A 14,619-nucleotide genomic window follows, 5' to 3' on the forward strand; every position below is an offset into this window, starting at 1 on the left:
TCGAGGCTGTCGCTACATAAAAACAAACGCCAGGGCGCAACAATGAGTGTAAGCAATCCAACCTTGATCACGTTCGTGATCTATATCGCGGCAATGGTGCTGATCGGCTTCATGGCCTATCGCTCTACCAACAACCTTTCCGACTATATTCTTGGCGGTCGCAGCCTCGGCAGCGTGGTTACCGCGCTTTCGGCCGGTGCTTCGGACATGAGTGGCTGGCTGTTGATGGGCCTGCCGGGCGCTATCTACATGTCGGGCCTGTCGGAAAGCTGGATCGCCATCGGCCTAATCATCGGTGCCTATCTGAACTGGCTGTTTGTTGCCGGCCGCCTGCGGGTGCAGACCGAGCACAACGGTGATGCGCTGACCCTGCCGGATTACTTCTCCAGCCGCTTCGAAGATAACAGCGGGCTGCTGCGGATCATCTCCGCCGTGGTGATCCTGGTGTTCTTCACCATCTATTGCGCCTCCGGCATCGTTGCCGGCGCCCGTCTGTTCGAAAGCACCTTCGGCATGTCCTACGAGACAGCGCTGTGGGCTGGTGCGGCGGCAACCATTGCCTACACCTTCGTTGGTGGTTTCCTGGCAGTGAGCTGGACCGACACCGTCCAGGCTACGCTGATGATCTTCGCCCTGATCCTGACCCCGGTTATCGTGTTGATCGCAACCGGCGGTCTTGACACCACCTTCGCTGCCATCGAGCTGAAGGACGCGGGCAACTTCGACATGCTCAAGGGCACCACTTTCATCGGCATTATCTCGCTGATGGGCTGGGGTCTGGGCTACTTCGGACAGCCGCACATCCTGGCGCGCTTCATGGCCGCTGACTCGGTCAAGTCGATCGCCAAGGCCCGTCGCATCTCCATGACCTGGATGATCCTCTGCCTGGTCGGTACTTGCGCTGTGGGCTTCTTCGGTATCGCCTACTTCTCGGCGCACCCTGAAGTCGCAGGCCCGGTCACCGAGAACCACGAGCGTGTGTTCATCGAGCTGGCCAAGATCCTCTTCAACCCATGGATTGCCGGTGTCCTGCTGTCGGCCATCCTGGCGGCTGTCATGAGTACCCTGAGCTGCCAGCTGCTGGTGTGCTCCAGTGCCCTGACCGAAGACTTCTACAAGACCTTCCTGCGCAAGGGTGCCTCGCAGCTGGAGCTGGTCTGGGTCGGTCGCGCCATGGTGCTGCTGGTGGCCGTGGTCGCCATCCTGATCGCCTCCAACCCTGAGAACCGCGTGCTGGGCCTGGTCAGCTACGCCTGGGCCGGCTTCGGTGCTGCCTTCGGTCCGGTGGTACTGATCTCGGTACTGTGGAAAGGCATGACCCGTGACGGCGCACTGGCCGGTATCCTGGTCGGTGCGATCACCGTGGTGGTGTGGAAGCACTTCTCCATCTGGGGCCTGTACGAAATCATCCCGGGCTTCATCCTCGGCGCCCTGGCGATCTACTTCGTCAGCCGGGCCGGCAGCCCGTCGAAGGCGATGGTTTCGCGCTTCGAAGCCGCCGACGAGGCGTTCAAGGCCGGTCATTGATCGACTGTTGAGCTTCGCCTGACCACGGCCCGGCCTCGCAAGAGTCTTGTGGGAGCGGGCCTTGTCCCGCGATCGAGCGCGAAGCGGTCGCAATTCAGGTAGCAGCAGGTGGGCTGGCGGCATTGGTCTCATCGCGGGGCAAGCCCGCTCCCACTGGGCTTGACCCGCGATGGCTGACATCGCGGGTCAAGCCGCATCTGCGCATCGCCGCTCCCCCTGTTGTGCATGACAAGGTAAACTGCGCGGTCTTGCAGGAGTTGCCATGAACTATCGTCACGCCTTCCACGCCGGCAACCACGCCGACGTCTTCAAACACCTTGTGCTGACCCGCCTCATCGCCTTGATGTCGCGCAAGGAGCAGCCGTTTGCCTACCTCGACACCCACGCAGGCTTGGGTCTTTACGACCTGCAGGGCGATCAGGCGACACGTACCGGCGAGTGGCTGGAAGGTATCGGCCGCCTCTGGGGGCGCGACGACCTGCCGGAAATCACCGCGGACTACCTGCGCATCCTGCGCAAGATGAACCCCGATGGCGAGCTGCGCTATTACCCGGGCTCCCCGGAACTGGCCCGACGCCTGGCCCGTCAGCAAGATCGCGTGCTGCTTAACGAGAAACACCCCGAAGACGGTCGCCTGCTCAAAGACAACATGAAGAAGGACCCGCGCGTTGCCGTGCACCTGGGCGAGGGCTGGCATGTGCCGCGGGCCTTGCTGCCGGTGCAGGAAAAGCGTGCGGTGATGCTCATCGACCCGCCGTTCGAGCAGGCCGACGAGCTCAAGCGTTGCACCCAGGCGATGAAAGAGACCATCAGTCGCATGCGCCAGACTGTCGCGGCCATCTGGTACCCGATCAAGGACCAGCGCCAGCTGGTGCGCTTCTACCAGGACCTGACCAGCACCGGCGCGCCTAAACTGCTGCGGGTCGAGCTGTATGTGCACCCGCAGGACAGCCCGCAGGGCCTCAACGGCTCGGGCCTGGCCATCGCCAACCCGCCATGGGGCCTGGAAGAAGAACTGCGCACGCTGTTGCCATGGCTGTCGCAGGTGCTGGCGCAGACTCAGGGCAGCTGGCGGATGGATTGGCTGATCGCCGAATAAGCGCGGCAAGCCCGCTCCCACACTTTGCGTTATAATCCCGCTCTTTGGCTGCCGCTCGGCCCACGTGCCAGCGCGCATATATACAGATTGAAGAGGCTAGACCCTTGGCATTGACGATTCTTGGCCTGTCCGGCGCCCTTAGTCATGACCCTTCCGCGGCCCTGTACATCGACGGCAAGCTGATTGCCGCCGCTGAAGAAGAGCGCTTCGTGCGCGATAAACATGCAAAGAACCGCATGCCCTACGAATCGGCGAAGTTCTGCCTGGAACAGGCCGGTATCAAGCCGTCCGACGTTGATGTGGTGGCGATTCCGTTCGCCCCGATCAGCCTGTTCGGCGAGGCTCGCTGGCACTACGCCAAGCGTTACTGGTACGCCCCGGACCGCGCCCTTGACGCGATCCTGATGGGCAACCGTCGCTACAAGCGTTACCGCAAGAAGATCGTCTGGTGCCTGGAGCAACTGGGCTTCGACCCGAAAAAGGTCAAGATCGAGCCGGTCGAGCACCACCTGGCCCACGCCTCCAGTGCCTACCACTGCTCCGGTTTCAAAGAGAAAACCGCGATCCTCGGTATCGACGGTAAGGGCGAATACGCCACGACCTTCTTTGGCTACGGCGAAAACGGCAAGATCCACAAGATCAAGGAATTCTTCGATCCGGACTCCCTCGGTGGCCTGTACGGCGCGATCACCGAGTTCCTCGGTTTCGAAATGCTCGATGGCGAGTTCAAGGTCATGGGCATGGCGCCTTACGGCGACGCCAGCAAGTACGATTTCTCGCGCCTGGCCTCGTTCGAAAACGGCGAGCTGGTGATCAACACCGACTACGCCAACGTCATCGGCCTGCGTCGTTATAAAGAGAAGGGCAAGGGTTTCTACTTCTCGCCAAAACTGATCGAGTGGCTGGGCCCGAAACGCGAAGGCGACATCGCCGACGAGCCGTACATCCACTACGCCGCGAGCATGCAGGCGCTGTTTGAGAAGCTCGCCCTGCAGATGATCGACCACTACCTGGGCGACATCCTCAAGGAGACCGGCAAACTGGCCTTCGCTGGCGGCTGCGCGCTTAACGTCAAGCTCAACCAGAAGATCATTGCTCGCCCTGACCTCAAGGAACTGTTCGTCCAGCCGGCTTCCGGCGACGCCGGCACCGCGGTCGGAGCTGCTGCTTATGTGTCCCACGCCCGTGGTGTACCGGTTGAGAAGATGGAACACGTCTACCTCGGCCCTGCGTACTCCAACGAAGACGTGATCGCCGCCTGTGCCCGTCATCCGAGCCAGCCAAAATGGCGCAAGCTGGAGAACATGCCCGAGCAGATCGCCAAGATCATGGTCGACGGCAACCCGGTGGCCTGGTTCCAGGGCCGCATGGAGTTCGGCCCGCGTGCCCTCGGCGGTCGTTCGATCATCGGTTGCCCGAGCGTGGAAGGCGTTGCCGACCGCATCAACCACCAGATCAAGTTCCGCGAGCGCTGGAGGCCTTTCTGCCCGTCGATGCTCGACACCGTCGCGCCGCAGATGATCAAGATCGATCACCCGGCGCCGTTCATGACCTTCACCTTCGAAGTGGCTGAAGAGTGGAAGACCCGCGTGCCGGAAGTCGTCCACGAAGACGGCACCTCGCGCGCCCAGGTGCTCAAGCGCGAGTACAACCCGCGCTACTACGACATGATGAAGGCGCTGGAGACCCTGACCGGCAACGGTGTGTCGCTGAATACTTCGCTCAACCGTCGTGGCGAGCCGATGATCTGCTCGCCGACCGATGCGCTGAACATGTTCTTCGGCTCGGACCTGCAGTACCTGATCATGGAAGACATCCTGGTGGTCAAGGACGGCGCGGACACTTATGACGTCCAGGGCTGAAAAACGCGTCCTGCAGTTCTGTCATGGTTATGACGGTCCGTTCCTGGACTGTGCGCGCCAGTACGCCAGCCTGTTCGACGGTAGCGGCTACAAGGTCACCACGGTGTTCCTGACCGGCGCTGCCGACCCTCAGGTCGCGGCCGGCTGCGCCTCGGACGAGGTGATCTTCCTCGAGTTCAGCTCCAAGGCCATTCGTGGCCTTAAGCTGGGGGCGATCCGCGCCTTGCGGCGGATCGTCGCCAGCCGCCAGTTCAGCTTCTGCATCGCGCACCGCTTCAAGCCGATCTATATCGCCTTGCTCGGCAGCAACTTGCCAGTGATCGGCGTGCACCACGCCTTCGGTGACTACCTGCGCCGCAGCCGCCAGCTGTTTGCCAACCTGTTCAGCAAACGCCTGAGCCTGCTCGGTGTTTCTGACGCAGTGCGCGACGACATGCGCAAATGCCTGCGCAAGTGGCCGGCCGAGCGTATCCAGACCCTCTACAACCGCATCGACATCGAGGCGCTGCAGGCCAGCCAGGTGCCCGCCGCGCAGGCGCGCGAGGCGTTGGGCCTGGACCCGCAAGCGTGGATCGTCGGCAACGTCGGCCGCCTGCATCCAGACAAAGACCAGGCCACCTTGCTGCGTGGTTTCGCCCAGGCCTTGCCGCAACTGCCGGCCGGCGCTCGCCTGGCCATTCTTGGCAAGGGTCGCCTGGAGCAGCAACTCAAAGAGCAGGCCGCCGAACTGGGAATCGCCGCGCACGTGGATTTTCTCGGTCAGGTGCCTGACGCTCGTCGCTACTTTCGTGCTTTTGACGCCTTCGCCTTGAGCTCCGACCATGAGCCGTTCGGCATGGTCCTGCTCGAAGCCATGGTCGCCGGCGTGCCGCTACTGGCTACGGCCTGCGGCGGTGCGGTCGAGGTGGTCGAGGGTGTCGGCATCCTCTTCCCGCTGGGCGACGCCGAGCGTCTTGGGCAAGGTTTTCAGCACCTGGCCGCACTGGATGCCGGGCAGCGCCAGGAGTGCGCCGGGCGCATGCTTGAGCGTTTGCGTGAGCGCTTCTCCGATGCCGCAGTGCGCGAGGCCTTCTGGCAACTGCCGCACGTTCGTGCCCTGACAGCGGAGGCCTGATGCTCAACCATATTCAGGGCTGGCGCGAGCGCGGCTGGACGCAGATCGATGCGCCAACCTACGCCCTGGCCTGGGAAAAGTTTGGCGGCAGTGTCGCCACCCATCCACTGGTTGTTGAACAGCTGGCTGACCTGGCGCAGATCCCGGTGCGTTACCTGGGCTGGGAGCAAAACGGCGAGCTCAAGGCTGCGATTCCCACCTGGGGTCGCTACCTGGCGCTGTCCAAAGATGTGCTTAAGCGTCAGGGCAAAAAAGGCCTGTACGACCTGGGCAATGCCGAGCTGATCCTGCCCGCCGCTGCCGATGCCCAGGCGCCGCTGCGTCATGCCGGGCGTTATCTGTCCGAGCTCAACCAGGGCCGTTTTGCCAACCTCAAGGCGCAGGCCGAATCGCTGGCCATGGCGCGTACGCCGGAAGACCTGTCGAAGAAGTTTCGCTACAACCAGCGCCGTGAACTGCGCCTGCTGGAAGAGGCGGGCGGCCAGGTGCGGCCGGTCACGGATTTTTCCAGTAGCGAACTTGCGGCGATCTACTGCGACCTGTTCCAGCGCCGCTGGGAGTTTCCGGCTACTGGCGCCGAGCGCATGGCCGAGGTGATCGAGCGCCTGCGCGAGCTGTTGATCGGTTCGGTGCTGTTTCTTGACGATGCGCCGATTGCCATCCAGCTGGTTTATCGGGTCGAAGCGCCAGCGTGGATCAGTGTCGAGTACATCAACGGTGGTGTCGATCCGCAAACCAAGGCTTTCAGCCCAGGTAGCGTGCTCAGCTTCCTCAATACCCAGGCTGCCTGGGAAGATGCCCGTACGCGTAACAAACCCTTGCGGTTCTCCTTCGGCCGTGCCGATCGCGAGTACAAGGACCGTTGGTGCAACCCCGTGCCGGTGTTTCAGGTGTGAGCCGCAAGCAGCAGTTGCTCAAGCGCCACCGGCGCAACAAGCGCCTCGGGCTGCTGATCGGCTTGTTGGTGCTGCTTGCCCTGGGGTTTTTTGTCCAGTGGTGGTTGCCGCTGCTGCTGTTGCCGCTGTTGTGGGTCGCCCACGAGGCGTGGTTTGCCGACCATCTGTTCTACTCTCCGGCTGAAGACTATCAGTATCAGTTCCCGCCAGACTGTGTGGCGCATTCGGTCGGACTGGTCGATGGAATTGTGCGCCTGGAATCGCCGCTGCAGCTTGGTGCTGAGCAGACGATGATTCTTCAGGTGCACCTGAAAAGCAATTGGCTGGGGCGGTTCCTTGATCCTGCGGTAAGCCTGGGCAGTGACGACGTTCAGACGTTCGAGCGGGGCGTGAACGGCCTGCGTTACCTGAACCTCACCGGGCTGGCCGAGGCGTTGATGGCTGGACAGTTGCGCCTGCGTGGACGCCACTGCCGGCTGGTGGGCGAGGCAACGCTATGGGTTGCGCCACAGGCCGATCTTCGCCAGCGCCGGGTCATGGTCATCGCGCCCCATGCCGATGATGCCGAGCTCGCAGCCTTTGGCTTCTACAGCCAGGCCGAGGAAACCTGGGTGGTGACCTTGACTGCCGGTGAAATCGAAGCCGAACACTACCAGCAAATGGGCCTGGAAAAGGCCGAGGCTGCGCGCCTGAAAGGCCGTTTACGAGCCTGGGACAGCATCGCTGTGCCGCGTTGGGCCGGGGTGCCCGAGTCTCGCTGCGTGCAGTTGGGGTATTTCTGCTTGCAACTCCCGGCCATGCAGGCCGCGCCTGCTGAGCCAATGGCTTCGCGCGAGGCCGGGCTTGCCGATACCCGCCTGTTTCGCCAGTTCAACCCGCTGACCCTGCCGGGTGATGAAGACGGCGCGCCAACCTGGAACAACCTGCTGGCCGATCTGCGTGCACTGTTGCTCAGGGCCCGGCCGCAGGTGCTGGTGATGCCGCACCCGACCCTCGATCCGCACCCTGATCATATCTGCGCCCAAGCTGCTGTGCTCGAAGCGCTGCAAGGCCTTGAGTGGCAGCCTGAAACCCTGCTGTGCTATGCCAATCACCTGCATGACAACGACCGCTGGCCCATGGGTGATAGCGGTGCAGGCATTGCTTTGCCGCCGCAACTGCAAGCAGCCCAGGCCTGGTCTCCCTACTGCCTGGTGCTGGGCCTGCCCGCCCAGCGCGACAAAGCCATGGCCCTGGGCATGATGCACGACCTGCAGCCGCCTGCGCCGTTCAAGCGCCGCCTGCGCCGCCTGCTGCAACGCTGGCTGGCCGGGCGTCGTCCTTCGCCCTATGGCGAGAACGAATTCTTTCGCAAGGCTGTGCGTCGACACGAATTGTTCTGGCGTCGTGAGCTCTGATCACGATGCTACAAGATTGAAAGCTGTGGCCTGAGCGCCGCAAGGAAGACAATGAAAGTTCTATTTCTGGTGCAGAAAGAACAACGGGCGATCCTCGACCGTTTGTATGACGGCGTTGCTGCGCACAGCGACTGCGACCTGCGCTGGCTGAGCAGTGACGAGCAGCGCAACCTGCGCCGCTACTTCCGCCGCGAAGTCGACGTCGACAAGTACGACCGGATCGTGTTTTTCCTGCGCTTCAAGCAAGAGATTCGCCAGGTCGGTTTCATTCGTACGGTGCCCAATCTGGTCATCCTCGAACATGATGCCTACCAGAACTACATCCCCTGCAAGTACACCGGCAAGTTCAGCGCCCATTACCGCCAACTGCCTTGGGCGCGGGTCATCAGTTCCGGTTACATGGTCAGTGAGCGCCTGCGTCAGGAGGGTTTCGATGCCGAGTTCGTACCCAAGGGCTACGACCAGCAGCTGTTGGCCGACCAGGGTCGTGAACGGGATATCGAGCTGGCTTTTGTCGGCAGCACCAACAGCGTTGCCTACAGTGGCCGCAAGGCATTGCTCGATGAGTTGGCGCAGGTGGAAAACCTGCTGGTAACCCGTACCAAGTCCGGTGAAGAGTATTGCGACACGCTCAACCGCATCCGTTTTTTTGTTAGCGCGGATGTCGGCATGGGCGAATACATGATCAAGAATTTCGAGGCGATGGCCTGTGGCTGCGTTTTGCTGGCCTTTGACCAGGGTGAGGCGGAAAATCGCGCCCTGGGTTTGAAAGACATGCATAACGTGGTGCTCTATGACAGCATTGCCCAGTTGCAAGAGAAGCTGAAAGTATTGCGTGCCGACCCCGGGCTGGTCGAGCGTATCGGCAACAACGGCCGTGATCTGGCCGTCTCGCAATTCAGCTTCGCCCAGGTAGGTCGTAGCATCGTGGAAAAAATGCAGCCACCTCTTCGTCCCCGTCCAGCCCTGACTGGCTGGCAGCGCTTGCGTTTGAGACTGGGCATATGAGCCGGCTGTCCTGAAACCAGACAAGTAGTCTCGAACATTTGAATACAGTTAATGGGGAGGGAGTCCGGTGCGATTCTGCCAAGATAGCGACGTAACACTGGTTGTCACCAGTTGCGGACGCTTCGATTTGCTAAAACTTACGCTGGAAAGCTTTGACCGCTTCAATACCGCGCCTATCCGTGAAGTGTTCATCACCGAAGATTCGGGAGATGACGCTGTTCACCAGGCTGTGCCCGAGCATTGGAAGCCGCACTGCAAGGTCTTCGTCAATCGTCCGAAACTGGGTCAGCTGGCCTCGATCGATCTCGCTTACAGCCATGTAAAAACCTCTTACATCTTCCATTGTGAAGATGACTGGGAGTTCTACCGTCCTGGCTTCGTCGAAGACTCGCAAGCGATCCTGGCGGTCAGCCCTGAGCTGCTTCAGGTCTGGTTGCGCAGTTATGTCTATGACCTGAAGTTGCATAGCCCCTACATCCACCTTGGTGAGCGCCAGGTGATTGCCGGTGTGCCCTGCTACCCGTTGTTGTCGGACAAGCCTGAGTGGCAGAGTTTTTCTCTGAACCCGGGGTTGCGCCGTTTGAGCGATTATCAGCGCTGTGCGCCGTTCGCCGCCTATGCTGGTGAAAAGGCACTGTCAAAGCGCTATGCAGAATTGAACCTGACCGGCGTGAGCCTGGAAGGTGATGCCGTGTTGCATACCGGCTTCGGCATGCACGTCAGCCTGCCTGAAGAGCGTCAGCGCAAAGCACGCCGGCGTCAGCGCGAGCGGGTCAAGCTGGCAGCTGCCTTGTTGATCGGTTTGGCAGTGGGAGTGGCTATTGGCTTTCTTGCGAATTGATTCAACTGGCTTGCCAGTGATCCAGTCCGATACAAGGGGTACATCCCCGTGAATATCGTCAACATTATGTGGGCTGGCGGTTCGCCGTATGTCTCGGTGCACAAGGTGCATCAACAAATTCTGTCCCAGGCCGGGCCTGGGGCGAAAATCAGCAGTTGGCTGCTGCAGGGGGAGGGTGCCTGCTATGGCGGTGAGTCAACGCGCGAGTGGCATTTGTCCCATCGCCTGCTCAAGGGGCGGCATGTCTGGCGCGCATTGCGTCCCTGGTTGCGGGGGCGGTTTCGCGATGCGCTGGAACAAGCCAATGCTCAGGTGCTGTTGCTTGACGGGTTGGGCGTGTCGCGCTTGATACTGCCGCTGCTCAAGGTCATGCCGAACTTGCGGGCCACCGTCGTGTTTCATGGCAAGACCCGCCTGCGCCGGGCCGATATTGCCTTGTTGCGCGCTTTTCCTGCCTCTCGGCTGACGTTTGTCGCCGTCTCACAAACCCTTGCCGATGCATTGGCGCAAGACCTCGGGGTGCCGGTGCAGGTGTTGCGTACCGCCCTTGAACCAGATGGCTTTCGTCGCAACTTGCTAGGCCGGCAACAGGCACGTCAGGCGCTGGGGCTCGCGGAGCACGGCGTACGTGTCCTGGGCGCAGTCGGCCGGTTGGTCGATAGCAAGGGTTTTGACTACTTGCTCGATGCCTTTGCCCAGGCTGCTCGGCAGCAAGCTGATCTGCGCCTGGTGATCCTCGGTGAGGGCGGCTTGCGCTCACAGTTGCAGGCGCGGATCCAGGCGCTTGATCTGGCTCAGAAAGTCTCGATGCCAGGGCACTGTGTCGGGCTGGAAAAGCTCTACAGGGCATTTGACTGGCTGTTGATTCCTTCGCACTCCGAAGGGTTGGGCCTGGTGCTGCAAGAGGCGGTAATGGCCGATGTGCCTGTCCTGTGCAGCGAGTTGCCGGTGTTTCGCGAGCAGTTGGGAATCGCAGGCTACTATGCGCCGGCGGGTGATGTCGGCGCCTGGAGCAACGCGATTGCCGCGTGCTCGGATCTTCAGGCAAGCACTGTTGCCAACGCTCAATACCAGGCCCTGCAGCCCGAGCAGGCCTGGCAACGCTTCAGTCAGGCTTCCAGGGCGTTACTGGGCAGGGCCTGAGTTCTTTACGGCAGCAGTGCGCGCTCAAGCTCAGCCAGGGGAAACTGGTCAGCCAACTGTTCCCGGGCAATGTACCGGGCAAAATGTTGCACGTTGCGTCGAATCATTCGGCTGGACAACGGGGCTCGCAGGAAACGCATGTCGGCGACATCGATCAAGCCAAGTTGCTGCTCAGGGGTAACAACAATGTTGCCAAGGTGCAGTGAGCGGAAGTAAATACCCGCCTGATGCAGCTGGCGCACCAGTCCGATCAGATCCGGAAGGCGTTCCTGCCAGCTGAAACCGGGCTCGCGAGACAGCTGGCTCAAGGTTTTGCCGGGCAGTGGACGGTACAGTACCGCCGTCATTCCAGGTGCGTCCAGCTTGTAGTACTCCAGCACTTCAAGCGTAGGAATTCCCTTTTTCTTTAGCATCACCGCGTTATCGATAAAGCGTCGGGAGTAAGGTCGCAGCAGCGCAGAAGAAATTAACCGCTTGCGCCTGAAGAGCTTGAGGATATTGCCGTCTGTTAACAGGTAGACTTTAGCGCCGTAGCTGTCGGCCTCCAGTATCTGGGCACCAAGCGTCAGCTGATTGAAGTCGACTTGGGGGAGCCGGGAACATTGCATGGTAGGGGCCTTGTTAGCGGGCAAGCAAAATGACCGGCAATAATGCCGAAAAGTTCAGGGTTGCACCATGCCGGTGTTGTTGAATCAATGGGGAAGTGCATGATGTATTCGAGGCGCTGGGCGCAGGCCTGGCTGGCAATTGGCTTTTTCTGGTTTTTGGTGGGCATTGCCCTGGCGCCAAGCAACAAGCTTTACCAGCAAGGGCTGGTTGCGTTTCTGTGGCTGCCTACGCTGGTCATGCTGTGGTCTGCCCGCGCATTGCTGGTCGAGCTTTGGCATGCACAAAAGGCACTGTGCCTGGCGTTGCTGCTGATGCTCGGCTGGACCGCTTTGAGCTTGTCGTGGGCCGCCACAGAGGAGCCCGGGCGTGAACTCAAGCGCCTGCTGTACATAGCGGTATTCCTGCTGTTCTTCCCCCTGTTGGCCCAACTCGGGGAGCAGCGCATTCGCCTGCTGATGCTTCTGGGTGGGGCGGGGCTGGCTATCGGTGCCGTATTGTCGATCGTGCAGTTTTATCTGGTCCGCGGCGAGGAGTGGGCATCCAGGCTGTATGGCATCGGTGAAATTTCCCACCCAATCCTTGGTTCTTACGTCATCGGCGCAGCGATTGTCTGGATGATCCATTGGCCAGTTAAACAACGCCTGATGCAGTTGCTCTGGGGTGTTGCCCTGCTCTGCCTGGGGGCATTCGTGTTGTTGTGCCAGAGTCGTGGTGCGGCCTTGGGCTTGCTGATCACGATGCTGGCCATGCCGCTCTGGTGCCGTGACCGCAGAAGCCGGGTGATTGCTGCAACAGCGCTGGTAGGCGCTGCCATTGGTTTTGCGCTGTTGTACTCGCTGGTCATGTACCGGGGGGCGTCCTACCGGCCGGAGATCTTCGAGGTAAGCCTGCAGATGATCGGTGAACATCCCTGGACCGGCCTGGGCCTGGGGTCGTTCTACTCCATCAGCGCCGCCGGTATGCAGTTCGACCACACCCACAACATGTTCACCCACATTGCCATCGAACTGGGTATCCCCGGCATGCTGTTGTGGCTGGCGGTGTGGCTGTGCACTTTGCGCGAAATCTGGAAATCCCGCGATACAGCCTTTGGCAAAGGTCTGATGGGCCTGTGGTTGTTCTCGACCCTGGCCATGCAGTTCGACGCCGCAAGCCTGACCGGCACCCCGCGAGCAGAGTGGTTCATCAGCTGGCTGCCGGTCGGCCTGGCCACTGTCCTGGTCTGGGTACGTGCCCGGGCACCAGGCTGTGATAAAATTTCCGGTTCTATCTGAACAGCGAGCTCGACGATGGCCGAAACACCGCGAGAGGCGGAGCAGAGCTCCAGCCTGAAAATCTACTTCCGGCTGCTGAGCTACGTGAAGCCGTATATCGGCATTTTTCTGCTGAGTATCATCGGCTTCGTGATCTTTGCCTCGACCCAGCCGATGCTGGCCGGCATCCTCAAGTACTTCGTCGATGGCTTGAGCAACCCGCAGGCGGTGTTGTTCCCCAACGTGCCGTATCTCAAGGACCTGCAACTGCTGCAGGCCGTGCCGCTGCTGATCGTGCTGATCGCCGCCTGGCAGGGTCTGGGCTCGTTCCTGGGCAACTACTTCCTGGCCAAGGTTTCCCTGGGTCTGGTTCACGACCTGCGGGTCGAGTTGTTCAACAAGCTGCTGGTGCTGCCCAACCGCTACTTTGACAGCCACAATTCCGGCCACCTGATTTCGCGCATCACCTTCAATGTGACCATGGTCACCGGTGCTGCGACCGATGCCATCAAGGTGGTGATCCGCGAAGGCCTGACCGTGGTCTTCCTGTTCATCTACCTGCTGTGGATGAACTGGAAGCTGACCCTGGTGATGCTGGCGATCCTGCCGATCATCGCCGTGATGGTCGGTACCGCGAGCAAGAAATTCCGCAAGCAGAGCAAGAAGATCCAGGTGGCCATGGGCGATGTAACCCATGTCGCCTCGGAAACCATCCAGGGCTACCGCGTGGTGCGCAGCTTCGGTGGCGAGAGCTACGAGCAGCAACGCTTTGCCAACGCCAGCCAGAGCAACACCGACAAGCAGCTGCGCATGACCAAGACCGGCGCGGTGTACACGCCGATGCTGCAACTGGTGATCTACACCGCCATGGCGGCATTGATGTTCCTGGTGCTGTTCCTGCGCGGCGAGGCTACTGCCGGTGACCTGGTAGCCTACATTACCGCAGCGGGCCTGTTGCCCAAGCCGATTCGGCAGTTGTCGGAGGTTAGCTCGACCATCCAGAAAGGCCTGGCCGGTGCCGAAAGCATCTTCGAGCAACTGGACGAGGCGCCGGAGGTCGACAGCGGCACCGTCGAGCTGGACCGTGTGGTCGGGCGTCTCGAGGTGCGCAACCTGAACTTTACCTATCCGGGTACTGACCGCCAGGTGCTGACCGATATTTCCTTTACCGCAGAGCCCGGGCAGATGATCGCCCTGGTGGGGCGTTCAGGTAGCGGCAAGTCGACCCTGGCGGCACTGATACCACGCTTCTATCACCACGATGACGGACAGATCCTCCTCGACGGCGTGGAGATCGAGAACTACCGCCTGCGCAACCTGCGCAAGCACGTCGCCCAGGTGACCCAGCACGTGACCCTGTTCAACGACACCGTGGCCAACAACATCGCCTATGGCGACTTGGCCGGGGCGCCGCGGGCCGAGATCGAAGCCGCTGCCGCCGATGCCTATGCCAAGGAGTTCGTCGAGCAGTTGCCGCAAGGCTTCGACACCCAGGTCGGTGAAAACGGCGTGCTGCTCTCCGGTGGCCAGCGCCAGCGCCTGGCGATTGCCCGGGCGTTGCTCAAGAATGCGCCATTGCTGATTCTCGACGAGGCCACGTCGGCCCTGGATACCGAGTCCGAGCGACACATCCAGGCCGCCCTGGATCATGTGATGAAAGGCCGCACCACCCTGGTGATCGCCCACCGCCTGTCGACCATCGAGAAGGCCGACATGATCCTGGTCATGGACCAGGGCAAGCTGGTCGAGCGTGGCACCCATACCGAGCTGCTGGCAGCCAACGGCTTTTACGCCAGGCTGCACGCCATGGGCCTGGACGAGCCGGCCAAGGTCGACATCACCTGAGTCAACCGCGCCGGGGCCTTGTGCC

Annotated in this window: 11 protein-coding genes and 2 pseudogenes; 12 read left to right on the forward strand and 1 reads right to left on the reverse strand. The window is 61.2% G+C overall.

The features are described 5' to 3' along the window. Positions 1-42 precede the first annotated feature (42 nt). The 10 genes and pseudogenes from putP to LOY22_RS02230 all read left to right on the forward strand — a co-directional run bounded on the left by putP (position 43) and on the right by LOY22_RS02230 (position 10,887). Positions 43-1,527 carry a sodium/proline symporter PutP gene (gene putP, locus LOY22_RS02190; RefSeq protein WP_045193789.1) on the forward strand — a complete coding sequence of 495 codons (1,485 nt, stop codon included), beginning with the start codon at positions 43-45 and terminating at the stop codon, positions 1,525-1,527. 262 nt (positions 1,528-1,789) lie between these two features. Next, positions 1,790-2,626, forward strand: coding sequence for a 23S rRNA (adenine(2030)-N(6))-methyltransferase RlmJ (locus LOY22_RS02195; protein ID WP_045193787.1), 837 nt, complete (start codon positions 1,790-1,792; stop codon positions 2,624-2,626). A gap of 104 nt (positions 2,627-2,730) precedes the next feature. Next, the gene (locus tag LOY22_RS02200) at positions 2,731-4,488 is read left to right on the forward strand and encodes a carbamoyltransferase (protein ID WP_038997493.1); all 1,758 of its coding nucleotides are present in this window, start codon (positions 2,731-2,733) and stop codon (positions 4,486-4,488) included. Then, positions 4,472-5,602 (forward strand): glycosyltransferase, encoded by a 1,131-nt coding sequence (locus LOY22_RS02205; protein WP_258596050.1) that lies wholly within the window; start codon positions 4,472-4,474, stop codon positions 5,600-5,602. The genes LOY22_RS02200 and LOY22_RS02205 overlap by 17 nt, the downstream gene beginning before the upstream one ends. Further along, positions 5,602-6,498, forward strand: a complete 897-nt coding sequence (locus LOY22_RS02210) for an antimicrobial resistance protein Mig-14 (protein ID WP_258596052.1) — start codon at positions 5,602-5,604, stop codon at positions 6,496-6,498. The genes LOY22_RS02205 and LOY22_RS02210 overlap by 1 nt, the downstream gene beginning before the upstream one ends. Continuing rightward, positions 6,495-6,702 (forward strand): annotated as a pseudogene (locus LOY22_RS26950) (PIG-L family deacetylase); the annotation flags it as partial. The gene LOY22_RS02210 and the pseudogene LOY22_RS26950, both read left to right, overlap by 4 nt. Before the next feature lie 98 nt (positions 6,703-6,800). Continuing rightward, positions 6,801-7,895: pseudogene (locus LOY22_RS02215) on the forward strand (PIG-L deacetylase family protein); the annotation flags it as partial. Between the two features lie 51 nt (positions 7,896-7,946). After that, positions 7,947-8,903, forward strand: a complete 957-nt coding sequence (locus tag LOY22_RS02220; RefSeq protein ID WP_045193782.1) for a glycosyltransferase — start codon at positions 7,947-7,949, stop codon at positions 8,901-8,903. A gap of 67 nt (positions 8,904-8,970) precedes the next feature. After that, positions 8,971-9,744 carry a glycosyltransferase family 2 protein gene (locus LOY22_RS02225; RefSeq protein WP_093376811.1) on the forward strand — a complete coding sequence of 258 codons (774 nt, stop codon included), beginning with the start codon at positions 8,971-8,973 and terminating at the stop codon, positions 9,742-9,744. A 48-nt stretch (positions 9,745-9,792) separates the two neighbouring features. After that, positions 9,793-10,887: a glycosyltransferase gene (locus LOY22_RS02230; RefSeq protein ID WP_258596057.1), complete on the forward strand. Its 1,095-nt coding sequence runs from the start codon at positions 9,793-9,795 to the stop codon at positions 10,885-10,887. A gap of 5 nt (positions 10,888-10,892) precedes the next feature. Here the strand turns inward: LOY22_RS02230 and LOY22_RS02235 are convergent, their stop codons facing one another. Next, a complete protein-coding gene (locus LOY22_RS02235) occupies positions 10,893-11,495 on the reverse strand; it encodes a toluene tolerance protein (protein ID WP_093376803.1) in 603 nt (200 codons plus the stop codon). A 99-nt stretch (positions 11,496-11,594) separates the two neighbouring features. Here LOY22_RS02235 and LOY22_RS02240 point away from each other — a divergent pair, with 99 nt between their 5' ends. Together LOY22_RS02240 and msbA are read left to right on the forward strand one after the other, a co-directional pair. Further along, positions 11,595-12,770 carry an O-antigen ligase gene (locus LOY22_RS02240; RefSeq protein WP_258596059.1) on the forward strand — a complete coding sequence of 392 codons (1,176 nt, stop codon included), beginning with the start codon at positions 11,595-11,597 and terminating at the stop codon, positions 12,768-12,770. A 15-nt stretch (positions 12,771-12,785) separates the two neighbouring features. Further along, a complete protein-coding gene (gene msbA / locus LOY22_RS02245; RefSeq protein ID WP_045193777.1) occupies positions 12,786-14,594 on the forward strand; it encodes a lipid A export permease/ATP-binding protein MsbA in 1,809 nt (602 codons plus the stop codon). Positions 14,595-14,619 lie beyond the last annotated feature (25 nt).

The sequence above is a fragment of the Pseudomonas sp. B21-035 genome (assembly GCF_024748945.1).
GTDB lineage: Bacteria > Pseudomonadota > Gammaproteobacteria > Pseudomonadales > Pseudomonadaceae > Aquipseudomonas.